Consider the following 26,146-nt stretch of genomic DNA (forward strand, 5'->3'; position numbering starts at 1 on the left):
GAAAATAGGTTTGCTGGGCATGCGAATTAGAGGTCTGCCAAGGTATATATATTTGCCGCAGCGTCGGTTGAAAAATTTTCATCCAACGCTAGTGAGCAACTGCTCAAAGCAGTCAGTCTAACCTGGGAAACCTCTAGAGTGGGAAGTTTTGATCGACATCTTGGCGAGTCAGTGGTTGATCAAGCACTAAGCCTTCTCCACCTAAAACCTCTAGTTGTTTCCCATCTACCTCAATCCATACCTGAGTATTGGGGTCTAAACTGCTTGCTGTATAAACAATTTGCGCCAGACGACCACTCATGGAGCTACTGCCCCCACCAACGGTAAATTCCTGGGACAAATCTACATGAACACCATCACTTTTGAGAGAAACACCCCGTAGTTTTGTACCTTCGGGAATAGTGGTCGTAAATGTGCCATTGGTCGGTCCAGCCAATAAACCCTCGAATGCGCTCTCTAATATCTGACCTTTGTTAAGGGTCTTATTATTTAAGGGAATTGAACTGGGAATTAAAACAATTTGGTTATCAACATCATTGAGCCAATAGACCTGAATTTTTTCCTTAGTTGAGGGTTTTTCAGTTGTGGGTTGTATAGTCTGAGATGACTTGGGTGTAGTTGTCACAGGCACTTCTGGGGAAGATTGCTGTGAACGCCATGCCCACCAGGTACCTCCACCTGCTGCTGTTAAGACTAGGATGGAAATACTGGCAATCACACCGAAAGGAATACCACGATCGTCTTGTTGGTCATGCATAATAACTGATTAATCAAAAGGTTGATTTACGGTAATTTGATTTACTGTGATCAGATCTGACTAGTGGCACAAAACCAAATTTAATTTTTGATACTTCATCCTTGATATTTCATCCTTCATCTTTGATATTTAATACTTAACACGGTTTACTCCTTGATCCGGACAAATGCTGCTAATTCTAATTCGCTAGGACTTAACTGAAATTGTAAGATTCGGGCTGTGATGCCTTCATCTTCAATATTGCTGAGATTTAAGCGCTGGCTGAGACTACCAACAAATAACTTGATTAACTGAGGTGGGAGTGGGTTCCCATCAACCGACAACTTTGGTTCAATTAGCTGTATGCTTTTCCCGGTCAGGATGCCCACACCGGAGTTTAATATAATCTCTAGGGGTTGATTATCTCCTTGCTGCAATGTCACTTGTAAATAAATACGGTTGTCATCTAGGAAGTCTACTTGTGAGTTCAGTAGTTTATAACGCCTACTGCCACGACTGATCACAACATTGATCAAATCGCTTAATAGTTCTATAACTTCCGGCGACTCTAGAGCTTGGTTAATATCTGACTCGGTTAAAACTAGACGCACTCCAGCTTGTAGCGGTTGCCTCAAAGAGTTCGCTAGTGAGTCTTTACCACCTTTACGGACCTTCTCTATATCAAGGTCAATCGGATCAGTTTCTAATTCCAAGACACCAATCCGGATATCTGGCGTGAGCCATAACCCCTTACCAGCAATTAACACCTGGTCTACTTTGCCTGGCAAAATTTGGTAATTGGGAGTGTTATTAACTCGGACTTGCAATTGCTCGACCTGGGAAAGCTGGGAGCGGATATTGCTTTCGATCACCTTGTCGAGGATGAAACCCACCCCAGAAACCACAGTGATTAAGCCTGATAGGAATATGGTCAAAAATTCCATGGAAAAAAAAAGGCACAACGTTAAGAGTGAGGTGAGGCAAGGAGGGCAGTTAAGGGAGATAGGGTAGGTGTAAGTAGTAGGACAAAATTAAAGTTAACTGTTAATACTTGGGAACGATAAACTTCAGATCAGGCAATAGAAGGGGATTCAATGCCTTCACAGGTCTTACACAATTCTTACACATGTCTTAACACAGTTAACTGAATCAGGACTTACGCACCAAGACCGTTAAAACCCGGTTTCTGGTTGTCTTGATGCAGTCGCTCATGGGGGGGACCACGGCAGTCGCTCATGGGGGGAACCCCCAAGACCGCGCTGCCTCCCCAAGACCGCGCTGCATCGCTATACATCAAACGCTGAAATCGGTGTAATTACCGTTAATAACCAGGTTGGTGGCGTAAGTCCTGTTTATTTCTACCCAGGTACTTACCAGAAAATTCCCTCTTAATCTTATCCCAAAACCCAGTTGAACCACCCTGTGCTAAAAGCTCCACCACAATTCCAATTTCAATGGAAACACTATAACGTCAGGCATAAATTGTGATAGCAAACAACCCCACACCAAGCTTTTACGATGGTGTGGAGCTTTGAGAAGATTTTGTTAACTCTGGTCAACGGTCAACGGTCAACGGTCAACGGTCAACCTTTAACCTTCCACAGAGTTTTTATATGAATCCTGCGGCAGCACTAAGGCTTTGAGGCACCTTACCGTTAGTGTGGTGAGTTTTACCATTGCCATTACGGGGCTGGATTACTCCATATCCGCCATGATTGCGTTCATAGATTACATTAATCTCCCCGGTTTTAATGTTCCGGAACATATAAAAATCGTGGTCTACTAGCTCTAGTTGTTCCAATGCTTCCTCTACAGTCATTGGGGGCATGGCAAAATACTTCATGCGCACCACTTCTTCGGGTAGCTCAGGAGTGCGATCGCTAATTAGATCAACTGGCATCGATTCTTCTTCTAGTATTACGCCTGTCTTTGCCTGATTACGGGTTTTCTGGGATTGCAGCTTCTCCTTATATTTCCGCAGTTGACGATGAATCTTATCAGCGACCAGATCAATGCTGGCATACAAGTTTTCAGTCCCCTCTTGGGCACGAATCACTGTCTTATTGGCATAAATGGTTACTTCAGCTGTCTGTTTAGGGTTTATCCGAGGATTACGAGCCACCGATAGATTTATATCCACCTGATTGGTAATGTTTTGAAAATGATTGACCGCCTTTTCTATTTTTTGATGTACATAGTCACGAATTGCATCGGTGATATCGATGTTTTTACCTTGGATAACAAGCTTCATACTGACTACTCCATCTCGTAACGTTTGCGCTTGACAATAGCAGTGGAGGTTGGGGAGATCTGCTATTGGTTCTTACTTTTACACTATCACTTTGTATTCTAGAGAACATCAACTCTTGATTTCTCTTTAAATTCCTTTGCATTCGTTGACATTGATAAAATAGGGCATAGAGTATGAGATAATTGAGGATTGTGCGTAAATGTTTAATTAGTCATCAAGGCTTAGTCCCTTACACAGTGGCTTGGGAGCAACAGCGATCGCTAGTTAGTCAACGGCTCCAAGATTCCAGTTTGGATGATATTCTCCTGTTGCTGGAGCATCCACCAGTTTACACTCTAGGAAAAGGGTCGAGTATTGACTTTCTCAAATTCGATCCCAATCAGGTTAACTCGGAGGTGCATCGGATAGAGCGTGGTGGTGAAGTGACCTACCACTGTCCTGGACAGCTGGTAGGCTACCCGATTCTCAATCTCCGGTATTATCGCCAAGATTTACACTGGTACCTCAGACAGCTGGAGGAAGTTTTGATTCAGGTGTTGGCTATCTATGGACTAAAGGGTGAGCGGGTGGCTGGGATGACTGGTGTCTGGCTAGAAGGATGTAAAGTTGCTGCCATTGGCATTAAGGTGAAGCGCTGGATTACCATGCATGGCTTTGCTTTGAATGTCTGTCCTGACCTTGCAGGTTTTAATCATATCGTTCCCTGCGGCATTGCAGATAAACCCGTGGGTAGTCTAGCTCAGTTTATTGCGGATCTTAGTGTGGAACAGGTACGCTTAGATATCTGTGCTAAATTTGCTGAGGTTTTTGGCGTGCAACTGATTGACCAAGGGGAAAGGGGATTTTGCTGATACCAAATAGCGTAAGCATATGCGCTACGCGCACGCTACGCGAACAGCATTCAGCATTCAGTTATCAGCTATCAGCCATTGGCCTATGGCAACGCTACTTGAGGTGCTTATGCTTACCAAAGAGCTAAAGTCTTGCTACAAATGCATCCTGGTTTTAGGGTAATGGTATCGCACTACCCATTAAGGTGTTTGATGTATTTCACATTGGTGTAAGCTGAAAACCTGTTGTAGTCAACTTTTAGGTGCGACCCGTGGCGAATTTAATAATTAGATGCGGAAAGCGCACCTTTGCCTTTTGACTTTTGAGTTCCGCGTAGCGGTATACTACCTATTTGCCGAGTATACAGCGTTTCTCATAGCTATAAGCTACACAGGTTTTTTTACCACTTCCGACTTTCGTGTTCTGACTTCCCTACTCCCTACTCCCTACTCCCTACTCCCTAAAAACCAGGATTTTGTACCTCACCCAATTGAGAATTGCTATATTTGTTAATTTTTATTTAATTTTTATGAAAAAAATCACCAGCTGTGGAGACAGCTGGTATAATCCACGTAATTAATTAGAGATACGTCGTCGTTTTCAATCAGGGAAATCCAGACTGCGCGTTCCCAAACCGACAGCCTAAAAATTTCTACATTAACTTAATCGTAACAGAGAATACGATTTTTTTGTAATTAAAGTTTACATTTTTTTGGTTGAGGCAGATTTCATCATGTAATCACGACCTTGATCAGGACGCCCCCAGATGATTTGCTCGTGCTTATAAATCGCCATGCCTGGTTTAGCCCCTTTGGGCTTATAGACATATTTGGGTTTCGTGTAAACAACTGGTACCTGTTCACTCTGACACCCCCGGCTGTTGTAAGCGGCTAGATCAGCAGCAAATTGCAAATCTGCTGGATCAGCTACTGTTCCTGGCTCTAATCTCAGTAGTACATGACTCCCAGCAATCTCTTGGGTGTGAAACCAGAGGTCATAATCCCCAGCTGTGCGAAATGTCAGCTGGTCATTTTGCCGATTGTTGCGACCAATCAATAATTCAAAACCACTGGGAGTCTGATATCGATAGGGCTGTGAGACATCGGATAAATTACGACTCCTTTGAGCAGAAGCTTCTAAATATCCTTGCCCAATTAGCTCTTCGCGGATTTCCTGTAGGGTTTGTAAGTCGTCTAGAGTGTTATAGGTGTTTAGCTGAGTCAATGATGCTTCAACTTGCTCTAAATACTGTATTTCATCTTGTACTTCTTTTAGTAATGGCTCAACCGCATCGCGAGTTCGTTTTAGTTTTTGGTGTCGCTTGTAGAAAGCTTGGGCATTTTGAACCGCATTTTTCTCAGGGTTTAAGGGAATCTTGACTGGCTGGTTGGTTTCAAAGTCAGGTAGGGTGATGGATTTCATCCCTGGTTGCCAATCCTGGAGATATGCCATTAATAAGTCAGCTTTTTCTCGGGATTGGTCAGCTTGGTCAGATTGCTGTAAACGTTCGTTAAAGCTAGAGGCTTTTTGGCGTAGTTTTCGTAGGCTATTATTTAGCTTCTGAGTCAGTTGGTTATGCAACCGGGCAAACTCGTGTTGATTGAGCTGGTTGGTGTAGTAGGAATTGAGTAAGGTTTGGATATTGTCAGCTGGTTTAACTATCCCCCAATCCATTACTGTATATCCTTGGTTTGTCCAGCCTGGCTGAAAAAGGTTGGCAGGTTTAAGGTTAGCTGGTTTAAGGTTAGCAGGTTGAAGGTTAGCAGGTTGAAGGTTAACAGGTTGAAGGTTAACAGGTTGAAGGTTAACAGGTTGAAGGTTAACAGGTTGAAGGTTAACAGGTTGAAGGTTAACAGGTTGAAGGTTAGATGGTTGTGGGTTGTCTGTAGAGAAGTTGCTAGCGTTTAATAAAGTTTGTAACCATTGTTGCCAGCGTTGAAATAGGTTTTGCCAGTCGGATTCTTCTAGGGTTTCGGTGGATTGCTTTGGGTCTAAACCAGCTGCTTGTACCATTGAGCGAGCGAGGGTGGGACTCAATCCTCGATAACTTTTGAGTAACTGATGTGCTACTGCTCCTGGTATCAAACTGACTCGTTCTTGCCAGCTCTGGTAGGGTTCACTCAAACTGGGGGTGGTGCCAGTGAGGGCTGGTGGGAGTTCGTAGGGTTGACCGGTTTGAATAGTACGGACGCTGGATTGCTGGTTACTGACTTGATGAGCAGTGGTGATAATCAGATTGTCAGCATCGGTGAGGATTAGGTTACTGTATTTGCCGATAATTTCTACATACAAATGCCAAGTCGGAGCTTCTCCAGGGCGTTTGGCAAATTGCAGGTCTAAGACTCTCTCCCAAGGGGCAATGGTTTCGATGGCAATTAGGGCAAAGCCACCTAACTGGTGCCGCAGTTGGTCACTAAAGGTGAAGGTGTCGGGAACCCGAGGGGGTGGATCTCCTATGCAAATTCGGGCGGCTTGGGGATGCCAACAAATGGTGAGCCAACCTCGACCATTTAGGGTGCGTAGGGCGATGGCAATGGTGTAGCGATCGCGTTGATAGACTTGTTCGGCACGTCCTGGTACCCAGGTAGCACGGAGCTCAGAACAAGCAGCGGTCAGGGTGGTATAGTCAACAGGTTGCATGGGCCAGGTGCCAGATCTGAGCTTGGTAGGATTGGGGTTTGAGAATGCGATCGCGTAGCGGCTCGTACCGAGCATCGCCTAGCGCCTCAATGCGCGCGCATCGAATTTTGGCTGTGGCTATGCGATTGGCCGTAGGCCACGCGGGGCGCGTTCGCAGTCTAGTCCACTTCGTATTTTGGGCATTTACATACTATTGTATAAGCCAGCCTTAGGGCTACGATCTTATAGCCTTATTATCTCGCTTGTGAACATACTTTTTTAGGCAAGAGGCAAGAGGCAAGAGGCAAGAGGCAAGAGGGGAAAGATATCCTCAGTTTTGTTGTCCAATAAAATCAAACATTACAATTGTATCTAGTCCCAACATTACATCGATTACTCTATTTTTTTTACTCGATTTCAGCAATTAATAAATCGCTATTATAGGATTTATAGGACTTATTTATGACGAATAATATTTTATATGGATATTTAAATTGCGTTAATAAATTACCCTAATTTTGTACTAACTAAGTAATTTTTAATTTGCAATTATTAAAAAATAAATTATCCTAAAATATTATTTTTGTGCTATAATAAAAGTGACCTTAATTAATAAGGTCAAAACCAGCCCCCTCAGCCTGAACAACTACGGGGCTGGCTATAACCCCCTAGTAACATAGGAGATAATTTCATTATGACCTATCGAGACCGTCTTAGTCCCTGGGTAATTGTGCGGTTATTACCGAAAATGCAACGAGTGGTTGTTGCTCGCTTTCGTAATCGTTCAGATGCAGAGGGTCACCTGCGCAGTCTCCGACAGCTGATGCCTGATGTCGAATTTGTGATTATTTTTGATACTGGGGAGGAATTAGATCAGAAGTAAATAAATAACTGCTTGTTTGTGGACGCTTGACAGTAGTTTGTGGGTAAGCATTCAGCCGTCAGCCGTGAGCTTTTAGCTCACGCTACGCGAACAGCGGTCAGCCATTCGCGTAGCTAATGGCTGATAGCTTACTTTTGTGGATGCTAAACAGTTAACGCTCAACCGTAAACTGAGCCAGAAAAACGTTATAAAAGTTGACACTTGATCGCTTTTTTCTCTGATTAAAAAAAACTATAGTTTTTATTGAGGTCAAATTTCCAATTCTCTATACAGTAAAGGAGAAACTCATGAAACATTTCTTAGCATCTACAACCTTAGTCACAGGATTGGCATTACTGCCATCCTTGGCTAGTACACCAGCCAGTGCCTATACCCTGTTTCAAGCAACATTGGACAGTGCTCAGGAAGTCGCTCCTGGAGGGGTTACCCAATCCCCAGCAACTGGCTCTGCTAGCTTAAAACTCAATGATGCTGGTACTGAACTGAGTTACAGTATTAACGTTTTTGGTGTGGACTTTAGCCAGCTAGCGGATGTACCAAGTCCTGCAAATGCTCTAGATGTGGCTACCCAGCTCCATTTTCACCAAGCTCCCCGTGGGGAAAATGGTCCGGTAGTCTTTGGTATTTTTGCTCCGGATCAGGATAATGATGACCGCACGGTTACCTTTAACTCGGATGGCTCAACCACTATCTCAGGAATTTGGGATCTTGATGATCCTGCCAGTACTTCCTTGAGTGAGATTGCTCCTGGACTGCTGGCTACTGCTCCTGGTGCAGATACCGATCTCTATTTGAATCTTCACTCAGAAAATGACCCAGCAGGGATAATTAGAGGACAAATCATTGCTACCCCTGTCTCCGAACCCTTCTCAGTATTAGGTTTAGTAGCGGTGGGAGTAATTGGTGCAGGTTCAGCCATCAAGAGAAAGCTAGTAAGCTAGTACTCTGTCAATTTAGTTTTTAGGGTTAGGTGTTAGGGGTTAGGTGTTAGGTAAATGGTGCTTGGTTAATGGTTAATGGTATTAGAAATAATGTTAGGTTAATATTGTTAGGTTATAGTATTTAATCCCTAATCCCTAATCCCTAATCAGGAAAAGTAAAAGTCTAGTTACCCCGTCAATTTAATCGATGGTTAAAATCATCAGCCGCAAATCCTTAGGTACTCAACCTGTCTATGATATTGGTGTCAAGGGCGACCATAACTTTATTTTGGCAAACGGTATGGTTGCTTCCAATTGCTTCAACAAATCCCACTCCACCGCCTATGGCTATGTAACCTATCAAACTGCCTATCTTAAGGCGAATTACCCAGTTGAATATATGGCAGCGCTGCTGACAGCGAGTAGTAACAGCACGGACAAGATACAGAAATATATTGCTACTTGCTCAACCATGGGGATTGAGATTTTGCCACCGGATATCAATCGTTCTGATTTTGATTTTACCCCAATCTCTAATAGTATATTGTTCGGGTTTTCAGCAATCCGGAATTTGGGACACGGAGCAATTAATTGTATTCTGAAGGCTCGGGAGACTGGTGGTGAGTTTAAGGCTTTGGCAGATTTATGCGATCGCGTCGATTTGCGCACCCTTAACCGCCGTGGTTTGGAAGCGTTGATTTACTGTGGTGCCTTTGATAGCATTCAGCCCAACCGCCAGCAACTTATCCAAGACCTGGAACCAGTGATTAGTTGGGGGCAAGACCGTGCCAAAGACCGAGAAAGTGGTCAGCTCAACATTTTTGACTTTGGTAACACTAATTCTGAGCAAGATCAGAACAATAATGCTTGGGAATCTGCTCCCACCGCTCCAGCAGTTTCTGATTTTTCACGCCAAGAAAAATTAAATTGGGAAAAAGAATTGCTTGGTTTTTATGTATCTGACCATCCTTTAAAATCAGCCCGTCCAGTAGCTCAAGTTCTTTCTCCTGTCAGTTTGGCGGAGTTAGGAGAACAAAAGAAGGGAACAACCTTGAGTGCTATTGTGATGCTCACTGAAGTCAAGCCTCACCTCACCAAAAAAAATAATGAACGCATGGCCTTTGTGCAGATGGAAGATCTGACCGGTCAAGCTGAAGGAGTTGTATTCCCGAAAACTTACGAAAAAATTAGTTCATTACTGCAAGCCGATTCCCGTTTAATTATTTGGGCGAAGGTGGATGAGCGAGATGAAAAAATTCAGCTGATTATTGAGGATGCTGAGCTAATTGAAAGTTTACGAAAAGTAGTAGTCAAACTTACCCCTCAGCAAGTTACGACAAGCCACCTTAACCAATTAAAATCGATTCTGCAAAAACATTCCGGTAAAAAACATCAGGCAAAAATCCCCGTACTGGCAACTGTTGCTGCACCCCAGCAGTATCCATTTGTCCGTTTTGATTCTAAATACTGGGTGCAAGATGACCAAGTAACCGTTAATGCTCTCAAAGCTAGCGGATTTGATGCCCGTACTGCTCCAGTAATCAGGAGTTGAGTCTGATAGCTTACAAAAATCGAGCCAATAATTCTTCACGAGACAATTGTAGCAGTAGGGGGGTAAATTCTTCTGGAGAGAGTGCAATCAATGGCTCAATGATGGCGAGGAGTTGCTGGTCTAGTTCACCAAAACGCGATCGCAATAAGTAAGTGACCATACTACGGCGTTCGTGTTGCATACCTTGGACTAGTCCCTCCTGTTTGCCAAGCTGAGTAGCCACTTCAAGTCGTTGTTGATAAATCCCAGATAATTGCATTACTAACTCCCGGTCATCTTCCTCTAGGTCTTGATTCTGTTTTATACGTGCCTCTAATATCGCGCCTCTTGTCATATACTAATTCTAGGATATTGGCTTTGAACTGACTGTCAGTGGGTAGGGATTTCAATTCCTCAATCCCTTGCTGTTGTACTCTACCTCTACCGAGAATTCTCAACCATAAGGTTTCCGGCGTCACCGGCAGTTGGTGAATCGCCACAATTGCCGTATACAACGATTTCCCCAGAAAGTAGATACCCCTGGGAAAATTAACCAGATCTGGTTGAGCATGGAAGCTTTCCAAAAACTCTTCCGAAGCGGTTGGGGATAGAATCCATAAACGAGGCAATTCAGTGACCCTAACTTGGGCATGAGCTCGCTTAGCCTGACGGAACAGTTGACCATGAACCTCCGCCAGTTTACCGATACAACTGAGCACCTCGGCTTTAGTGACTGGGTTGCGGAACGGTTCAAACATTGCAGGAGTTGTGGCCAGTTCTCCAAGTAATCCCAGGTTTTGTGCATTGGTTGCTAGTGCTGGAGATGGCACAAAGTAAACATCAACTTGTTGGACTTCCCCAGCCACTTCCCAACTCGTTTCTACCTTACCGAGTGGGTCTAGGAGTTCTTTAAGATATTGCTTGGCAAATTGGTCATGGACTTTTATTGTCATGGAACACCCTCAGGACTATTGATTTAATTAGTAAGCCAAAAGTCCATTTTATAGAACTTGATATAACCAACTAAAATCCTATCTTATTCCCTAACTCCAACTTCTTCTCTTCTTAGCAATATCCTAAAACTATAGCGTTTATCATAGCTAAGAGGTAAACAGAATTTTTTACCTCTTCCCACTTCCAACTTCCCTCTTTCCTGCTCCCTGCTCCCTGCTCCCTGCTCCCTGCTCCCTGCTCCCTGCTCCTGCTCCCTGCTCCCTGCTCCCTGCTCCCTGCTCCCTGCTCCCTGCTCCCTGCTCCCTGCTCCCTGCTCCCTGCTCCCTGCTCCCTGCTCCCTGCTCCCTGATCCCTACTCCCTACTCCCTGCTCCCTTCTGTCTCAACCTGAACCAGGATTTTGCTGAGGATTAGAAGAGCCAAGAAATTCAGATTGAATCTCCTCCAATTCCAGATCAAGTTTAGTTTTAGTTTTTGGTAAACTACTAGACCCACCAACCTGAGAACCAAGGGTTTGATGGGTTAATTTATGGTTCGGATTACCCATAATTTCAGACTTCAATTCTTCTAATTCTTGAGCAATCCTTTTATTCAATCCCCCAACTGCTGGCTTTGATGGTACAGTAGGTTTGATAGGTGTAACTGGTTTTCGTTGCCCTAGAGGTGTAACTGGTTTTTGTTGCCTTAGAGGTGTTGCGGGAGTTGTCTGAGCATGCAAATCTTGACTTACCTCAGCCGCTGATTGATAACGTCGGTTAATAGCCCCCGCTATCATCTTGTCTAGGATGCGACCAAGCTGATCACTAATAGGATGACTCAAAAAGTTGCGCCACACCCAGACACCCTCCCTGACATCAAATAAATCACAGGGGTGCCTATTGGTCAACAAATGAAGACAAGTGATACCAAGACTATAGATATCACTGGCAAAAACTGCTCTACCAATACTTTGCTCTGGTGATACATAACCAAATGAGCCAATCGCTGTGCCAGTTTTGCCTAGACTAGTGCCAGTAGCAGCTTTCGATGCTCCAAAATCAACTAGAACCAGTTGACCAGGGACCTGGGTTGCTCCCCCGACAACCGAAGACCTTAAACTCCTGCGGCGAATAATGTTTTCTGGCTTGATGTCCCGGTGGATGACATGATGTTGATGAACAAATTGCAGCAATGGCAGCAAATCATCCAGTAGCGCCCGAATTTGTGCTTCATTAAATCCACCCCGACTGGCCAGTTCTTGGACTAAGTTTTGTCCATCGATAAACTCTTGCACCAAATACTGTTGGCTATCTTGACAAAAATACGCCAGCAGTTCCGGAATTTGAGGATGTTTGCCCAACTCATCCAGCCGTACCGCTTCCAGGGTGAATAACTCAGCTGCCTTTTGAACCGTGTTGGTTCCCTGGGCTTGGGGAAAAAACTGCTTGATGACGCAGGGAGGTTTAGAAGGTTTATCTTCATCCACAGCCAAGAAGGTTTTACCAAATCCACCCTGACCTATAGGTTTAATCCCTCGGTATCGCTCTTTCAGCAGCAACTTCGAGCCACAGGCAATGCAAAATTTAGTTCCTTCTCGATTTTTGGGATTGGGGCAAGTGGGATTGAGACAGTAGCTCATTATCGTGGTCAGCAGTCGGTCTTTTATCTATAATTATATATTGCCCTATATACGAATAGATAAACAATGATGTGATCAGGAGTAATGGTGACAGTAGGGGATTTTTTGATCTTATCTAGCTGATCTCCCTATCCCCTCATTATCTAATTACCTGATTACTTCCAACCCTGATAGCAATTCTCAAGGAATTGTGATAATTTTTGAGGCCATATTCCCTACTCCCTACTCCCTACTCCCTACTCCCTACTCCCTACTCCCTACTCCCTACTCCCTACTCCCTGTTCCCTTTGCTATATGTTCCATAATTGCTTGTCGGAAGCCCAGTACTACTAAAGTATTGGACAGGGTTAAAAAAAACTCAGCACTGCCATGTAGCCAATCCACATCAGCTAATGCTTCCTGATAAGCTACCTTGGAATAAATTCCAGCTGGGATGGTAACAAAAACAAACACCAAGAGGACGTAAAATCCGATTAGCGCTAAACGGGGTGTTTGTCCAGAACGAGTGAGAAACCACAAGAATCCTAGGTAAGGAAATAGGGAAATAGCAAATAATGTGTCTTTAGAAATCATCTGAATATCAGGAAAAATGCTTGTCAAAATGATTCGTAAAACGTAAGCATTCAGCCGTCAGCCGTCAGCCGTCAGCCGTCAGCCGTCAGCCGTCAGCTGATAGCTGATAGCTGATAGCTGATAGCTGATAGCTGATAGCTGATAGCTGATAGCTGATAGCTGAGTGCTGACCGTAAAACTTATCCCTGGCATTGGTAGCAACCCTACGCTGAACGCCAAATCCACCAAGCTGCTCCACAGAGGGTACAGTTACCTACAACCGTCATCGCTGCTTGGACTGTAACCATCCACTCCAGGGATTGTTGGTTGTCAAAAAAGTGCCAGGTTATAGCACACATAGCACTGACCAATGCTGGTAACATGGCAAAAGACAATGCCCACCATGCACGATTGCCAGTAATTTCACCATAGGTCCAGATTAACCAAATTGCAGCAATCCACTCGATAACACTGGAAATGTGAATAATCCAAGTTGGAATTGATAGAGCATGCATAAAAAACTTAGGAGTACAGACTAATGGGTAATGGGTAATGGGTAATGGCTTAGGAGTAATCACAGTTAGTAATTTTTAAATTAGTAATTTAAAAGTTACCAAAACCCAAGCTTGATAATAGTGATGCTTCTAGACATCCTCTTATCTTCAGTTTACTTGTTTGATTATACCAAGATTATACCAGATACTTCACATAACATTTACACTAGTATTAGTAATAATCCCTAATACTTAATCCTATCATGCCTAATGCTATCCTGGCTAAATAAAATAGTATAATCACTTACACAATCAAAAAGCCTCGATGCTATCGTCGGAATTAAACACATTCTGATTATTATAACTATGACATCAGTTTTTAAAAAAGGTGGTTTCGAGAACAGTGATTTTAGCAATTGGGAGGCTATTGGCGATGCTATAATTGAAACAGAGGTATTTGGAATCACCCCAACTCAAGGAAGCTACCAAGCATTAATTACCAATGGAAACCAGTCTGTCAGCATTGCTCAACTGGAAAAATTCTTGGGGTTAAACACAACAGAGTTAGATCAAGTAGGCAATGGGAATGTTAATCAAGGCTCAGCCATCCAATTCATCCCAATTACTGTAGAAGCTGGGGACATTTTGACCTTTGATTGGAACTTCATCACCAATGAAAACACTGCCAACAATGTTTATAACGATTTTGCCTTTGTCTCTATCTCCTCAGGGGACCTGTTGGAAGTAGCAGATACAACTAGTGACTTTGTCGCCTCCACGACTTCTTTTAATTCACAGACTGGCTACAAAACATTTACTTACGAGTTTACAACAGCTGGCACTTTTACTGTCAGTATAGGAGTGGTGGATATGACCGATTCTACGGTTGACTCTGGGCTGCTGATTGATAACCTTACACTGAATGGCTTGATATTTGAAGATGACTTTGACCCGGATATAGATAATAGCCAATGGGCAGAAATTAGCAATGGTGAAGTTAATACCAACTTTGGTGGCGATGGCAACTCCCTTTGGTTTGATGGCGGTTCTCCAGAAGATAACTCCCGTTATGCTATTACCGAATCCCTAGATGTTTCCCGTGGCGGTACTATTTCCTTTGACCTGATCATTGGTAATATCATTGGTAATAGTAATAATGGAGGCGAAAATGCAGATTCTGGGGAAGATATCGCTCTTGAATATTCCATTGATAGCGGTATCTCTTGGATAAGACTGGGTTTGTATGACACAGAAGACTACATCAGTTGGACAACTATTACTGAGAGCATTGACACCGATGCTATAACTAGTGCTACTCAGTTCCGCTGGCTACAGCTTAACCATAGTGGTTCTGGATTCGATAACTGGGCTATTGATAATGTACATATTGATTTGCTTTAGATTATGAATCACTATAATCATCTGTTTTATAGCAATTATAGCTATGAGGTACACAATTTCTGGATTTTAGGGAACAGGGAACAGGGAACAGGGAACAGGGAACAGGGAATAGGGAATAGCGATGGGCTGCATCAAGAGGTGCGACCCGTGGCGAATTTAATTCTTAATGGTAAGAGCGCACCTAACAGGGAATCAACGTCAAAGAAGACTGTACCTCATAACTGCGAGAAACGCTATATTTAATTAATCTAAACTCAAGCCGAAAAAAGAAAAAGAGGGAAAAAGCCTAGGTTAACTTTACATACCTAATTGATATGCCTAGGTTGACCATTTCCCCTGTAAATGGATAAATTAATCTGATGATTGCCGTATCTGCTTTATTTCAATCCTTAGTTCAATTAAGAGCTGCTATTTCTAGTTTAGATAATAGCTCTTTCTCAACGTATTCCAGGTGATGTAAATCCTCAGCTACAATTAATAGAGTGACATCCCCTTGAGTTCGTAAGGTGTCAAATTCATAAGGAAAGACAAAATTCGGATTACCATTACCCTGGTAGATTAAGGAACCAATCTTTTCCCTTAGGGTGCTAAAACTACAAGGTTCGATTTTAAGTCTCAAAACCTTCCAGCATCCATCGTAGTCACTAGAACCAAACAAATTGTCAAGAATGAAAAATGCAAAGGACGATCCGTTCAGTCGGGCGTTGTTTTCGATGGGAAATATTCCTTGATCTGTGACAATATAATCGATGCCTAAGATGCCAAGATAGCCATCATCCCGCATCTGCTGGGCTATTTTGAAGGAGTAATCGCGAATTAACCCTTCTATCCGTCTTGAATAGGGTTTTCCTTTCACGTTACCGATATGTTTTAACCCATTAAACAGCTGGCATGTTATGCCCAGATGAGCAATTTCTCCATTGCTGCCAATCATCCACTGGTCATTGGGGGATGTAATGACTTTGAGGAATGGCTCAATTAAAAAACAACTTTCTCCTGATGCCAGCATTTTTGGCATCTCAGTGTCGAGGTTACTGCTGTTAACTTTATAAAGTGATGAGCCTACACACCCTTGTGCGCCCCGGATCAGTAACGTCTCATAATCCTTAAGCCAACCTAAGATTTCCTGTCGCAGTTCTGTCTCAAAATCCTCAGAGTATGATGATTTACTCAGGATAGTTCCTGGTACTGTGGGAATACCAAGAGACTGACACAGGGACTTGAAGGTGGACTTGTCAAAATACTTTAAGGTAATAGACTGATCGCAGCCAAAAAAAACGGCATCAATGGTTGACGCCGCCTGTTTATCTACATCTGCCGAATAATAAGGAACAAACACCAACGGTTTTCCTATAGATGCAAGAAATGCTCTTACTTCATCCGCTTTTTGCATTATCAGCTCTGAGAGCAGTGCTGGTTCATTTTCACGGTTGAAGGCAAAGACTTTCTGGGGTCCTAAGCCAAGATTTTTCAGCCAGTCGTAGTACTCTGGATCCAGATTTCCAGGAATCATCACGACATCGTCTGAACCAGCTACAGCTAGGGCTCTTGACGCCCAAGCTTCGAGTGTATTCTTGCCCTGATAGTAGGGTTGGCTTCGGATATCGAAGGCAAATACCCTGACTTGATCGGAATTTGAGGAAATCAAGTCCAGAATAGAGCTTGATTTTGCGATCGCATTTGAGTTTACGCTTGAGTTCAATGCATCCTCTTGATTGGTGTGATTACCAATTAGCCTTTTGCTGCCAGAAGCACCATCCATATGCTTACTCCATACAGACCTAACATACGACTTATTACAAATTACAAGCGAAATTAGAAATGAACCTATCTCCGTCTAGGAGTAGGACAAACTTTGTCCGCTGCTACCCTCTAACTTAACTGTGAGCAGTTAACCATAATAACTGCTCCAGAGTCAAGACCGATACTTTTTAGCTACCAGAATCTACCAAAGGTAAATTCTGGCTCACTAATGCAAGCTGATTTCTCAGCCAGGGGGTATCTCCCAAGGCATGGCCGTAGGCCACGCTGCGCGAACGCAGAAATATTCCACGAGCGCCGTTGATGTCTCTATCCATCGTCCGACCATCAACCTTTGATTTAATTACTTTACTTCCACCGATGTTGACTAATTCCCCTGTCCAGCTGACAGTTTTACTAGTATAAGCTTCACAAACATCTACGACAGTTTTCCCCACCTCTTGGGCTTTGTGCTTCAGAAATTATTTGAACCGATAATGAGCGAAATTCAGCATATTCCGGACAGTTTTTGATCTGATTCTTCTGCTACCTCTCTTCGACATTTGAGCTGTTTCAAAAGTTGGAATCAAAATTACGTCAAAGTTGTCAACTAGGAATTTAGCTGTCTTATGATGAAGCTCATTTATCAGGTTCTGAATCTTGATTACCATTCGTCGAGCAGCTTTTCTCATTCGACGCTTCTGCCCACGCTTGGCTTTACTAATCCTTGATAACAGGTTGTCTAGATGCTGGCATATTCGCGCTTATTCTGGAAAAATCTCCGTGCCCAATCTTTCCCACAGATTTTTCACTAAAAAAAGTAATAAAAGTCCTGACTCCAGGGTCTAAAGCAACCACTATACCTTGGTTTTCGGCTTTTGTGTTAGTTACTTTGTGGGGGACAATTAGATAGTAATCCCCATTGTTACTGGTCAGTCGGCAGTCACAAATATTATCGGGAAGATTTTCAGAATATGTCAGCCTTCCTAATTTTGTGTGATATATCCCCACAACAGAAACTGCTGACTTTGGGATATAGCAAGACTGGATTGGGTTTTTACGAGATCTGAATTTTACTCGTTGAATAAGTGATGTCTTTTTATACTTTTTCTTGGCCTCCTGGACAGCGGTGCAAGCATCCTTTATCGCTATAGATTTGATTTGATAAGGTACTACTTTACACCACTCCGGAAGGTCATTTAGTATTTCGGTTTTAATAGCTTTCCAGTTAGCTTTTACTTCTCCATTCTGGAGGATTTTGACGGTTTTATTGAACACATAGCGGGACACTCCAAACCATTGCCGAACAAGCGAGCGCTGTTCAGAGCTTAGGAACACTCGAATCTTCTTTGATTTTCTTCCCGTACTTCCGGAGTCCGTGAACCCTACAGGAGAAGACGTGAATGATGGAGAGAAGATCTGCGGTAAGCTCTGACTCTGGACAGCTTTCAGGTTGGTCGAGAACCAGGATTTTTCCAGCGTTGATGCCGACCAAGTACTCAATGAGTTCAAACCCGAATCGGGTAAGTCGGTCTCTACAGGCAACAACAATCGTGAGCTGATCTCCGCGCACAATTCGCTCCAGTATGGTTCTAAGTCCTTTCCTTTTGTAGTTGAGTCCTGAACCGATGTCAAAGATGATTTCCGCTTCCGGGAAGAGTGAATGGAGGTATGCGATTTGGCGGGCGAGGTCGTCTTTTTGTTTAGTAGAACTGACTCGGCAATAACAGATTGTGAACTGACTAGACTGGGAACTTGCTTGACTTCTTCCGAAGGTGAGCAAGCTTTCGACGTCGAATAGTCGAGTTCCTCCCGGCGTCTTTTCGCACTTAATCGTTCCATTATCCGCGTATTTCCTTAATGTATTTTTGGAGAGTCCCGTAAGTTCGACCGCCTTACGGAGTGGAATGAGTGCCATATTTTTACTCTAGCACACATATTGGAAGATTGTGGGAGATATTGGAATATTTTTGTTTGCTATAACAAGCCTTGGATCAGTTAGCGCCCTGCCTTAGTTAGGGAGTGAGGGGACGCGGGGCAGGTATAGATTTTACCATAGTTATGGTGTCTTTAGTGATAGGTAGCGGGAAGCCAGGGTCCCCCTGCTCAAAGTTCTGGCTTCCAACTTTTTGGTCAATTTGGGTTTGACCACTTTTTTGATAACGCAAAAAACTTAAATAACGCAATTAACGCCTAAAAGTTCGGAAATTATTTTTATAATCGGAGATGTATCCAAATCAACATAAATCAATAAGGAGTTCAGCAGTTGCTCTACATATAGTGATGACGTAACCATTGCTCCCCTACAATTAGGGTTAAGGAACACAAGCAAGGGTAAGTCCTGTCAATAAAAACTAATCACAAATGACTAATGACTATTAGTTACCAATTCCTGGCAAGAGCCGCAATATAAAGGAGTTTTATCAATGAGGCGATGGCGACCCATACTGTTGCTTGTGGCTTTTGTCCTAACTATAGTTCTCTCTAACTGCGTTAGCCCTTCTAATTGGATTGGGACAAATACCCCTGAGAGTCCTACTCCTACTGTTTCTGAGAGCCCTACTCCTACTCCTACTCCTACTCCTACTCCCAGCCCTACTCCCAGCCCTACTCCCAGCCCTACTCCTACTCCTACTCCTACTCCTACTCCTACTCCTACTCCTACTCCTTCCCCAACTAAACCTCCTAAGGATTCCAAGGGAAGGACAATCGTTTACGGAGCAGTGGGACAACCAGAAAACCTAGAACCAGGTAATATCAGCGACCGGGAATCCCTGGTTGTCCAGAAACAAATTTACAATCGCCTGGTGGAATACAAGCTGGGAACCATTGAACTGGAACCGGGATTAGCTACTGATTGGGAAGCGTCTCGGAATAGCAGAGTTTGGACATTTAAACTGCGCCAAGGGGTCAAGTTTCATGACGGCACTGATTTCGATGCTGAAGCAGTTAAGTTCAATGTCGAGCGTTGGTGGGACCCGGAAAACAAATACGGCTATCGCGATAAAGACAGAAAGTATCAAATTTGGGCTGATTTATTTGGTGGCTTCAAGGGAAACTCGAAATCCCTATTACAACAGATAGTCATCAAAGATAAGTATACAATTCAATTTGTCCTGAAACAGCCCTTAAGCATTTTTCCAGCGATGATTGGGTCAGGCTACTTTGGTATCGCTAGCCCAACCGCCATCAAGAAAGCAGGTTCTAAGTATGGTCGTGAGTCATCTCTAGCGGTAGGGACAGGTCCCTTTAAATTCAAAGAGTGGCGTAATGGCAAGGAAATTATCCTAGAAAAGACCCCAAACTACTGGAAACCAAACCTACCTAAAGCAGAAAAGGTAATCGTGCGGTTCATCCCGGATATTAGCAAACGCCTGACCATGTTGAAATCTGGAGAGATTGACTTCACTTCAGACCTAGTTCCTAAGCAATTAGAAAATTTAGTTGGTGAGGCTAACCTCAAATCTATTTTCCGTCCCTCCTTCAACGTCGGATATCTATCCCTCAATACCAACTACAAACCCCTTTCCAAACAAAAGGTACGGATTGCGATCGCATTAGGAATTAATCAGCAAAAGATTGTCGAAAAATATTGGCAGGGTTTAGGAGAGAGTGATGCTCACTTCACCCCACCCCTACTGGATTGGTCTGAGTCATCTAATTTTGGTAGCTATAAATATGATCCAAAGCTAGCCAAGCAACTACTGAGGGAAGCTGGCTACCCCAAAGGCTTTGACCTGGAACTCTGGTATATGAAAATATCCCGCCCCTACTATCCTGATCCGAAAGCGATCGCCCAAGCCATAGCTGATGACTTGGGTAAGATTGGCATCAAGGTTTCTTTAAAAACAAAACCCTGGAAAGATTATCTCAAAGACCGACAAAAGTCTCCTGGTTTCCAAGGGTTTATATTGGGTTGGACTGGGGAATATGGCGACCCAGATAACTTCTACTATTCCCACTTCGGACCTAATGCTACCGCTGACCTTGGACGTTGGAAGAATAACCAAATCCTACGGCTATTGGAAACCGGTCGTAAGACCCAAGACAAGGATGCTAGGGCAAGAATCTATCGCCAAGTGGATAAAATTTTATTTGAACAAGCCGTGCGCATTCCCATTGTCCACTCCCAACCGCTTTTAGGTAAGCGAGCCAATATTCAAGGCTGGAAGCCCAGTCCACTCGGTTCAGAATCTTTTGAAACTGTGGATAAGATTTAGATAGAACACTATAATTACAAATGTGTAACTTCAAAGGTAACAACTCTTGGGACAAAAACTCTTGGGACAAGTAATACTGCTCTAGGCTTTTTATTTGAGATGTAAACAGAGGAGTGAGGCCAAAAGCGAACAGCGAACAGGGCAAATGTCAGAGTAGGAAAGAGTTACGAGTAGTTTTTGTCATTCAGAAAAATAGGCATAGTTTTTCATGACCTATTTGTAAAGGCTATATATCCAAAAGGGAACTAGTTCGATGACAAAAAAAAGGAATACATCTAGAGACGGATTTAGGAACCGGTTAGAAAACTTGGCTTTAAACAACTTCAAGGGGATTTGGGACTTTATTCAAAGCAACGACTATCTCAAACGTCAAGCCAACAAAACAATGATTAACAATGTCGTCTACAAAATTCCCACTCGTCCCCATAAGTTAAGCGCGATCGCACCCTATACTTCTTGGGACTCATTAACAGACCGAACCTGGAGCGGACGACATTTACCCCCCGATCCAGAGTTCAACAAACCAGGGAACCTTCCCCCTCTCGAAGACCTTGCTGTTTTGTTTCGCAAACAAGAGGGGAAAACCATCTATTCCGAGAAGTCTACCCTGCTGTTTCCCTATTGGGTGCAGTGGTTTACGGATGGCTTTTTGCGCACTGATCACTACAATAAATTAAAGAATACCTCTAACCACGCCATCGATTTATGTCCCGTCTATGGGTTGAACAGAAAATCTACAGACATGCTGAGGTCCCATCAGGGCGGGAAACTGAAAAGCCAGATTATCAATGGTGAAGAATATCCTCTCTTCTATTACGACGATCCAGAACAGGGAGTGGTCAAGCCAGAGTTTGACGGGTTGTATGAGCCGCTCAATGATGAGAAGCGACTCGACCCAGCCAAGAAAGCCAAACTATTTGCCATGGGTGTAGAACGAGCCAATGTCCAAATTGGCTATGTAATGCTTAATGTGCTGTGTCTGAGGGAACACAATCGCCTGTGTGATTTACTGGCTAAGCATTATCCCGATTGGGATGACGAGCGACTCTTCCAAACGGCCAGAAACATCGTGATGGTCGTAATCATGAAAATTGTGGTGGAAGAGTATGTTAATCACATTACCTCCTATCACTTCAATTTGATTGTCGATCCCCCAGCTTGTACCAATCAGAAGTGGTATCGCCAGAATTGGATGACAGTGGAATTTAATTTGGTATATCGTTGGCACAGTGCCCTTCCCGAGACTCTGACCTATGACAGCAAGCAAATTCCCATGGTGGATAGCCTCTGGAATAATGAGATGCTGATCAATAAAGGCTTGGGACAATTGTTTGAGGAGACTTGTTCCCAACCAGGCACCAGAATTGGTTTGTTTAACACGCCAGAATTCCTGATACCTATTGAATTGAAAAGTATCGACTTAGGTCGTCAAGCTCAACTGGCCAGCTATAATGATTACCGGGAAATGTCTAAGTTTCCCCGGGTGACGGATTTCGATCAGATCACAGCTGATGAAGATACTCAAAGGGAACTAAAACGGTTATACGGTGATGTCAACAATATTGAATTCTATGTGGGACTCTATGCCGAGGATGTGCCACCAAATGCGACAGTACCTCCCTTGGTTAACCGACTGATAGCAATTGATGCGTTTTCCCAAGCATTGACCAATCCCCTGTTGGCAGAAAATATCTTCAACGAAGAAACCTTTTCCCCGGTCGGTTGGGAAGTAATACAAAACACAAATACTCTCTCAGATATGGTAAACCGCAATAGTCCACAGCAGGATAAAAACTATCAGTCTAAAAAATATAAAGTAACATTTGACAATCCGTAAGCAAGGCATCGGGTATTGTCAAGGAAAAATTCAACAAAAAATTTAGCTGGGTCTCTGATTGAGAAATTACCAGTTAAGTAAAATTTGAGTCTCAATCACCAGCTATCTGCTCACTGAATTTGACAGTACCCGATCAAACCCACTGGTATCCTCAAGGAGTGTTTATCAAAACCAATTCCTCAAAATTTTTCTATAAAAAATAACCATGAAGCTATTTACAGAATATCCCGAAAAGGACGAACAAAACTATTACAACCTTGTAGCCGAGCAAGTCATGCTTCAGATGGATAAGCTTTACAAGGATCAGGAACGGGCTTTGCGAGACACCCATGCCAAAACCCACGCCTCGGTGGAGGGAAACCTAGAAATTTTTGATTTTGATGAACAGAGCATTAAAAGCGAACTGGCGAAACGAACTCGGCTTACTCAAGAACAACTCAATGGGATTTCCCTCAAGCAAGGACTTTTTGCGACACCGAAACAATATCCTGTTCAGCTGCGATTTGCCAATGGGCGAACAAATGTTGAAAACGACTATGTCGAAGACACACGCTCAATGTCTGTGAAAGTGATTGGTGTGGAAGGAGAAAGCTTTGAACAAAGCTACGAGCCAAACACTCAAGATATTATTGTTCAAAATGCCAAGATCTTTTTTATCAAAACCATCAAATATTATTATGAATTTTTTGGCTCCATAGTTGAGTCAGAGCAAGCTGCCCAGAAGTGGCTCAGGAGTCATCCCAGGCAATTGCTAGCCTTAGCTAAAGTAACAGCTCGAACCCCAAAGAGTTTATTAACGGAACGGTATTGGAGTGGTTCTGCTTATGCCCTTGGACTCAAACCAGATTTTGATCAGTCTCAACCGGGCCTAGTTCCTGTTGAGTATCCCGCTGTGATCAAATATGCATTTACCCCTGTTTCATGCCAGCCTCCCCATCAAAGCATTCGATATCAGTCCCGACCAGGTATTCCCAAACTTCCCTTCATCAATCGCGCCAAGGCTCTGGGATTGGATGGAAGCAAACCGGACAATTACTATCGAGACGAGCTGATCGAACAACTATCGAAAACCGATGCCCTGTATTGCTGGGACTTTGGCATCCAATTCCAAACCAACCCGAAAATGTCCATTGATGATGTCACAATTCGTTGGAGTGAGAAGAAGTCACCATTTTTTACCGTTGGTCGCCTTACTGTCAAGCATCAGATCATCGATTTTGACAAACAATACGACTCTGCTGAAAACCTGCGATTTTCCCCGTGGAATGGCTTAGTGGTTCATCGTCCTGTGGGAGCTCTCAACCGGCTACGTAATATAGTTTATCCGATTGTGGCTAAGTATCGTTATCAAAAACGGGGACTCAACTACTAGTCTTTTAAGTTAAGCATACATGTTACTTGTTAAGTGTTACTTGTTACTTGCCAATTTTAAATTTTCAAGTAACAAGTAGTGTAACCCTAAACCTCAATTCTCCATACCGCTATCTATCCAGCGCTCAAACAGATCGATTAGCTCGTCCGACCAGCAAGCATCATAAGGGAGAGAACCTTCGTTAAGTCGTTCTCGAAGCTTTTCCCCATTGGCTCGAACATTTTCTACATCATTGAGATCGATACCGTCTAACCGTTGCAGTGTTTCCAGATCAAAATCTCGAAAGAGTGGTCTAATATCCGATCTGTACCCCACCCGCTCAGATTTTCGGAACTGTTCCCAAGATGGCAGGGGCTCAAGGTTGGGTTCTCGTTCGTGGTGAACACCAATCTGTCCTGGTGGCTCGTTATCTGGTGCTTGAGCATCAATCCACTCGCGGACAAACTCTTGTCTGGAACTATCTACTAACGGTCGATAGCGGGGCATTTTGCCAGTTTTACTAGAACTCTCTAATCGACTTACTAGTTCCGATCCTTCTGCGGTCAGGTTGCAGTCGTCTTCATTGCGACGGAGAAAAGGCCGATTAAACATATGCAATTGCACAAATTGCTCGCGATTGATTCCCGCCCAGAAATTGCTGTGGGCATCGATAGAAAACCCCCGCACTGCTTCTTCCAGAATGCGAGCCACCTTTTGGAAAGATTCTGTCCGAGCATGGGTGGGGATAGACTGACCCGCAGCCAACGCCTCTAAAATGCTCAACCGTCCCCGATCAGACCTCTGCAAATCCTCCAAAAAGGGGTCTTTCTGGTCGGGACTCCCATCATCCTGAAGCGCTTTCTCGACTAGGGTTAATGAAGCCTTGACCACATCTAAATGGACTCGCCAACGATCCCGTTCTAAATCTGGCAGATCGAGGGTATAGGGCAACTGGAAAGGAGGGCCGGCCGTCACCCCATTGTATAATTTTAGAGGCAGCCGCACCATTTTCTGGGCAATTTTCTTCAGATGGCGCATTTCATCGAAGGCCCACAATAGCAACAGGCCGCGCGGAGTGCGATCGCCTTTATCGGGCCCTGAAGATACATAGCGACGACCCGTTATTTTCAAGAAATGGATTAGAAAAGCCAGCAGTAACCGATAGCGTAAGTTGAACAGGTGTCCCCAGTTACGGGCGCGAGGGTTGGCAATATAGCCCCGTTCCTCAAAGGCAGCACGGATATAATCATCAAGATTGCGTTTCCCCAATATGGGACGCGGCGGCGTGGTGCTGGGGTTAGTTGCCACTGGCCAGACAAATTCGACCCCCTCATTCTTCAACTTTTCAAAATCTTTGTAAAGTTGAAAGAATCGCTCAAAATGGGAGTCAACCGTAGAGCCATAGCCTTCCCCTTGTTCGGCAATGATTTCGAGAGCTTTGACCGCCTCTTTGCGTAAGGTGGTGGGATGAGAGCCTTCAAAGGTATCCACATAAACTCGTCGAGACTCAGACTTATCATTGCTGCCAAGACCCTCATCATAGCCCCAATCATCCCAGGTGCCTTGGAGGTCGATTCGGTCTGTATGAAAGTCTTGGTCTTTGAGTCCCTCTTCTGGATTGCCAAATAGTTCTATCAGACGCTCGTAAATCGCTCCCACATGCTGAATTGGACGACCGTCATTGGCACGCCGAGCAATTTTGGCAATATATAGGAGCCTTTGCCATGTTTTATCATCAATATCCCCCTGTTCGGCAGGCCGTTCGGCGGTAATATACTTGGCTAATGACTGCTTTGATAAGGGTTCGAGTTTAAAACGGAATGGATAGAGCTTGCTTTCAAAGGGCGAGTCTTCCCGCTCAAAATTTAGGGGAGCGCCAATCAGGTGCAGCAAGTTCTGTACCGTCATCAGATGCCCCATTTCTTCCCGTGCTAGTTGAGCCAATCGCTGGTAGAGCGATCGTACTCGTCCCTTTGTCTCATGATTTGTTTGATCGTCGCGCACGGAATAGGCAGCATAGAGGTACTGAACCATTAAAGCGTGTTCCACTTCGGCTGCGACCGTTAGCAATAAGGCCGCTTCATCTCGCGGGTTCCGTTCGATCTCAAAACTCAGGGGCAATTTTGTTAGTTCGAGGGTTGCGATCGCAGCCTCAGATGGAGGTTGACAAACCAGAACCTCTAGGGGTATCTCATAGGTTTTTGTCATC

Annotated in this window: 23 protein-coding genes and 1 pseudogene; 10 read left to right on the plus strand and 14 right to left on the minus strand. The window is 43.8% G+C overall.

Annotation, left to right across the window (positions count from 1 at the left end; translation table 11 throughout):
• Positions 1 to 133: 133 nt before the first annotated feature.
• The 3 genes from F6J90_RS25395 to raiA form a co-directional block, all read right to left on the minus strand.
• The gene (locus F6J90_RS25395) at positions 134 to 757 is read right to left on the minus strand and encodes a GerMN domain-containing protein (RefSeq protein WP_293099807.1); all 624 of its coding nucleotides are present in this window, start codon (positions 755 to 757) and stop codon (positions 134 to 136) included.
• Between the two features lie 146 nt (positions 758 to 903).
• Positions 904 to 1,680 carry a DUF2993 domain-containing protein gene (locus tag F6J90_RS25400; RefSeq protein ID WP_293099810.1) on the minus strand — a complete coding sequence of 259 codons (777 nt, stop codon included), beginning with the start codon at positions 1,678 to 1,680 and terminating at the stop codon, positions 904 to 906.
• A 665-nt stretch (positions 1,681 to 2,345) separates the two neighbouring features.
• The gene (gene raiA, locus F6J90_RS25405) at positions 2,346 to 2,987 is read right to left on the minus strand and encodes a ribosome-associated translation inhibitor RaiA (protein WP_293099813.1); all 642 of its coding nucleotides are present in this window, start codon (positions 2,985 to 2,987) and stop codon (positions 2,346 to 2,348) included.
• A gap of 191 nt (positions 2,988 to 3,178) precedes the next feature.
• On the opposite strand from raiA, the gene lipB reads away from it, so the two are divergent.
• Both lipB and F6J90_RS25415 read left to right on the plus strand, forming a co-directional pair.
• Positions 3,179 to 3,838 carry a lipoyl(octanoyl) transferase LipB gene (gene lipB, locus F6J90_RS25410; RefSeq protein WP_293099815.1) on the plus strand — a complete coding sequence of 220 codons (660 nt, stop codon included), beginning with the start codon at positions 3,179 to 3,181 and terminating at the stop codon, positions 3,836 to 3,838.
• A 295-nt stretch (positions 3,839 to 4,133) separates the two neighbouring features.
• Positions 4,134 to 4,331, plus strand: a complete 198-nt coding sequence (locus tag F6J90_RS25415; protein ID WP_293099817.1) for a hypothetical protein — start codon at positions 4,134 to 4,136, stop codon at positions 4,329 to 4,331.
• A 189-nt stretch (positions 4,332 to 4,520) separates the two neighbouring features.
• On the opposite strand, the gene F6J90_RS25420 is transcribed toward F6J90_RS25415, so the two are convergent.
• On the minus strand, positions 4,521 to 6,458 hold the full coding sequence (locus tag F6J90_RS25420) for an NFACT RNA binding domain-containing protein (RefSeq protein ID WP_293100761.1): 1,938 nt from the start codon (positions 6,456 to 6,458) through the stop codon (positions 4,521 to 4,523).
• Positions 6,459 to 7,131: 673 nt separating this feature from the next.
• Between F6J90_RS25420 and F6J90_RS25425 the strand changes: the two genes are divergently transcribed.
• From F6J90_RS25425 to F6J90_RS25435, 3 genes are all read left to right on the plus strand, one after another.
• The gene (locus F6J90_RS25425; RefSeq protein ID WP_293021736.1) at positions 7,132 to 7,320 is read left to right on the plus strand and encodes a hypothetical protein; all 189 of its coding nucleotides are present in this window, start codon (positions 7,132 to 7,134) and stop codon (positions 7,318 to 7,320) included.
• 287 nt (positions 7,321 to 7,607) lie between these two features.
• Entirely contained in the window at positions 7,608 to 8,261 is a 654-nt protein-coding gene (locus tag F6J90_RS25430) for a CHRD domain-containing protein (protein WP_293099820.1), read from the plus strand.
• Positions 8,262 to 8,448: 187 nt separating this feature from the next.
• Positions 8,449 to 9,792: an OB-fold nucleic acid binding domain-containing protein gene (locus F6J90_RS25435; protein WP_293099822.1), complete on the plus strand. Its 1,344-nt coding sequence runs from the start codon at positions 8,449 to 8,451 to the stop codon at positions 9,790 to 9,792.
• A gap of 10 nt (positions 9,793 to 9,802) precedes the next feature.
• On the opposite strand, the gene F6J90_RS43750 is transcribed toward F6J90_RS25435, so the two are convergent.
• From F6J90_RS43750 to F6J90_RS25455, 5 genes and pseudogenes are all read right to left on the minus strand, one after another.
• A complete protein-coding gene (locus F6J90_RS43750; RefSeq protein ID WP_366513847.1) occupies positions 9,803 to 10,126 on the minus strand; it encodes a hypothetical protein in 324 nt (107 codons plus the stop codon).
• Positions 10,065 to 10,724: a hypothetical protein gene (locus F6J90_RS25440; RefSeq protein WP_366513849.1), complete on the minus strand. Its 660-nt coding sequence runs from the start codon at positions 10,722 to 10,724 to the stop codon at positions 10,065 to 10,067. Before F6J90_RS25440 ends, F6J90_RS43750 begins: the two co-directional genes overlap by 62 nt.
• 715 nt (positions 10,725 to 11,439) lie before the next feature.
• Positions 11,440 to 12,342, minus strand: a pseudogene (locus tag F6J90_RS25445) (serine/threonine-protein kinase); the annotation flags it as partial.
• Between the two features lie 264 nt (positions 12,343 to 12,606).
• The gene (locus tag F6J90_RS25450) at positions 12,607 to 12,915 is read right to left on the minus strand and encodes a DUF3593 domain-containing protein (protein WP_293021741.1); all 309 of its coding nucleotides are present in this window, start codon (positions 12,913 to 12,915) and stop codon (positions 12,607 to 12,609) included.
• A 203-nt stretch (positions 12,916 to 13,118) separates the two neighbouring features.
• Positions 13,119 to 13,409 (minus strand): DUF2499 domain-containing protein, encoded by a 291-nt coding sequence (locus tag F6J90_RS25455; protein WP_070394113.1) that lies wholly within the window; start codon positions 13,407 to 13,409, stop codon positions 13,119 to 13,121.
• Positions 13,410 to 13,754: 345 nt separating this feature from the next.
• On the opposite strand from F6J90_RS25455, the gene F6J90_RS25460 reads away from it, so the two are divergent.
• Together F6J90_RS25460 and F6J90_RS25465 are read left to right on the plus strand one after the other, a co-directional pair.
• The gene (locus F6J90_RS25460) at positions 13,755 to 14,789 is read left to right on the plus strand and encodes a hypothetical protein (RefSeq protein ID WP_293099825.1); all 1,035 of its coding nucleotides are present in this window, start codon (positions 13,755 to 13,757) and stop codon (positions 14,787 to 14,789) included.
• Positions 14,790 to 14,792: 3 nt separating this feature from the next.
• On the plus strand, positions 14,793 to 15,032 hold the full coding sequence (locus F6J90_RS25465; RefSeq protein WP_293099828.1) for a hypothetical protein: 240 nt from the start codon (positions 14,793 to 14,795) through the stop codon (positions 15,030 to 15,032).
• Between the two features lie 151 nt (positions 15,033 to 15,183).
• Here F6J90_RS25465 and F6J90_RS25470 read toward each other — a convergent pair whose 3' ends face one another.
• The 4 genes from F6J90_RS25470 to F6J90_RS25485 form a co-directional block, all read right to left on the minus strand.
• Positions 15,184 to 16,551, minus strand: coding sequence for a hypothetical protein (locus tag F6J90_RS25470; protein ID WP_293099831.1), 1,368 nt, complete (start codon positions 16,549 to 16,551; stop codon positions 15,184 to 15,186).
• Positions 16,552 to 16,720: 169 nt separating this feature from the next.
• Positions 16,721 to 16,987: a hypothetical protein gene (locus F6J90_RS25475; RefSeq protein WP_293099834.1), complete on the minus strand. Its 267-nt coding sequence runs from the start codon at positions 16,985 to 16,987 to the stop codon at positions 16,721 to 16,723.
• A gap of 262 nt (positions 16,988 to 17,249) precedes the next feature.
• On the minus strand, positions 17,250 to 17,867 hold the full coding sequence (locus tag F6J90_RS25480) for a helix-turn-helix domain-containing protein (RefSeq protein WP_293099837.1): 618 nt from the start codon (positions 17,865 to 17,867) through the stop codon (positions 17,250 to 17,252).
• On the minus strand, positions 17,851 to 18,447 hold the full coding sequence (locus tag F6J90_RS25485; protein ID WP_293099840.1) for an IS607 family transposase: 597 nt from the start codon (positions 18,445 to 18,447) through the stop codon (positions 17,851 to 17,853). Before F6J90_RS25485 ends, F6J90_RS25480 begins: the two co-directional genes overlap by 17 nt.
• Positions 18,448 to 18,955: 508 nt before the next feature.
• Between F6J90_RS25485 and F6J90_RS25490 the strand changes: the two genes are divergently transcribed.
• The 3 genes from F6J90_RS25490 to F6J90_RS25500 all read left to right on the plus strand — a co-directional run bounded on the left by F6J90_RS25490 (position 18,956) and on the right by F6J90_RS25500 (position 23,958).
• A complete protein-coding gene (locus F6J90_RS25490) occupies positions 18,956 to 20,749 on the plus strand; it encodes an ABC transporter substrate-binding protein (protein WP_293099842.1) in 1,794 nt (597 codons plus the stop codon).
• 253 nt (positions 20,750 to 21,002) lie between these two features.
• The gene (locus F6J90_RS25495; RefSeq protein ID WP_293099846.1) at positions 21,003 to 22,586 is read left to right on the plus strand and encodes a peroxidase family protein; all 1,584 of its coding nucleotides are present in this window, start codon (positions 21,003 to 21,005) and stop codon (positions 22,584 to 22,586) included.
• Positions 22,587 to 22,791: 205 nt separating this feature from the next.
• On the plus strand, positions 22,792 to 23,958 hold the full coding sequence (locus F6J90_RS25500; RefSeq protein ID WP_293099849.1) for a catalase: 1,167 nt from the start codon (positions 22,792 to 22,794) through the stop codon (positions 23,956 to 23,958).
• Positions 23,959 to 24,051: 93 nt separating this feature from the next.
• Here F6J90_RS25500 and F6J90_RS25505 read toward each other — a convergent pair whose 3' ends face one another.
• Complete coding sequence (locus tag F6J90_RS25505; protein ID WP_293099851.1) at positions 24,052 to 26,145, minus strand: ferritin-like domain-containing protein; 2,094 nt, start codon at positions 26,143 to 26,145, stop codon at positions 24,052 to 24,054.
• Position 26,146 lies beyond the last annotated feature (1 nt).

The sequence above is a fragment of the Moorena sp. SIOASIH genome (assembly GCF_010671925.1).
GTDB lineage: Bacteria > Cyanobacteriota > Cyanobacteriia > Cyanobacteriales > Coleofasciculaceae > Moorena.

Coding starts and splice junctions, on each gene's coding strand:
- F6J90_RS25490 (WP_293099842.1), top strand. CDS start 18,956: ATGAGGCGATGGCGACCCATACTGTTGCTTGTGGCTTTTGTCCTAACT.
- F6J90_RS25440 (WP_366513849.1), bottom strand. CDS start 10,724: ATGACAATAAAAGTCCATGACCAATTTGCCAAGCAATATCTTAAAGAA.
- F6J90_RS25500 (WP_293099849.1), top strand. CDS start 22,792: ATGAAGCTATTTACAGAATATCCCGAAAAGGACGAACAAAACTATTAC.
- F6J90_RS25485 (WP_293099840.1), bottom strand. CDS start 18,447: ATGGCACTCATTCCACTCCGTAAGGCGGTCGAACTTACGGGACTCTCC.
- F6J90_RS25495 (WP_293099846.1), top strand. CDS start 21,003: ATGACAAAAAAAAGGAATACATCTAGAGACGGATTTAGGAACCGGTTA.
- F6J90_RS25400 (WP_293099810.1), bottom strand. CDS start 1,680: ATGGAATTTTTGACCATATTCCTATCAGGCTTAATCACTGTGGTTTCT.
- F6J90_RS25470 (WP_293099831.1), bottom strand. CDS start 16,551: ATGGATGGTGCTTCTGGCAGCAAAAGGCTAATTGGTAATCACACCAAT.
- F6J90_RS25465 (WP_293099828.1), top strand. CDS start 14,793: ATGAATCACTATAATCATCTGTTTTATAGCAATTATAGCTATGAGGTA.
- F6J90_RS25435 (WP_293099822.1), top strand. CDS start 8,449: ATGGTTAAAATCATCAGCCGCAAATCCTTAGGTACTCAACCTGTCTAT.
- F6J90_RS25455 (WP_070394113.1), bottom strand. CDS start 13,409: ATGCATGCTCTATCAATTCCAACTTGGATTATTCACATTTCCAGTGTT.
- F6J90_RS25425 (WP_293021736.1), top strand. CDS start 7,132: ATGACCTATCGAGACCGTCTTAGTCCCTGGGTAATTGTGCGGTTATTA.
- F6J90_RS25450 (WP_293021741.1), bottom strand. CDS start 12,915: ATGATTTCTAAAGACACATTATTTGCTATTTCCCTATTTCCTTACCTA.
- F6J90_RS25430 (WP_293099820.1), top strand. CDS start 7,608: ATGAAACATTTCTTAGCATCTACAACCTTAGTCACAGGATTGGCATTA.
- F6J90_RS25505 (WP_293099851.1), bottom strand. CDS start 26,145: ATGACAAAAACCTATGAGATACCCCTAGAGGTTCTGGTTTGTCAACCT.
- F6J90_RS25395 (WP_293099807.1), bottom strand. CDS start 757: ATGCATGACCAACAAGACGATCGTGGTATTCCTTTCGGTGTGATTGCC.
- raiA (WP_293099813.1), bottom strand. CDS start 2,987: ATGAAGCTTGTTATCCAAGGTAAAAACATCGATATCACCGATGCAATT.
- F6J90_RS25460 (WP_293099825.1), top strand. CDS start 13,755: ATGACATCAGTTTTTAAAAAAGGTGGTTTCGAGAACAGTGATTTTAGC.
- F6J90_RS25420 (WP_293100761.1), bottom strand. CDS start 6,458: ATGCAACCTGTTGACTATACCACCCTGACCGCTGCTTGTTCTGAGCTC.
- F6J90_RS43750 (WP_366513847.1), bottom strand. CDS start 10,126: ATGACAAGAGGCGCGATATTAGAGGCACGTATAAAACAGAATCAAGAC.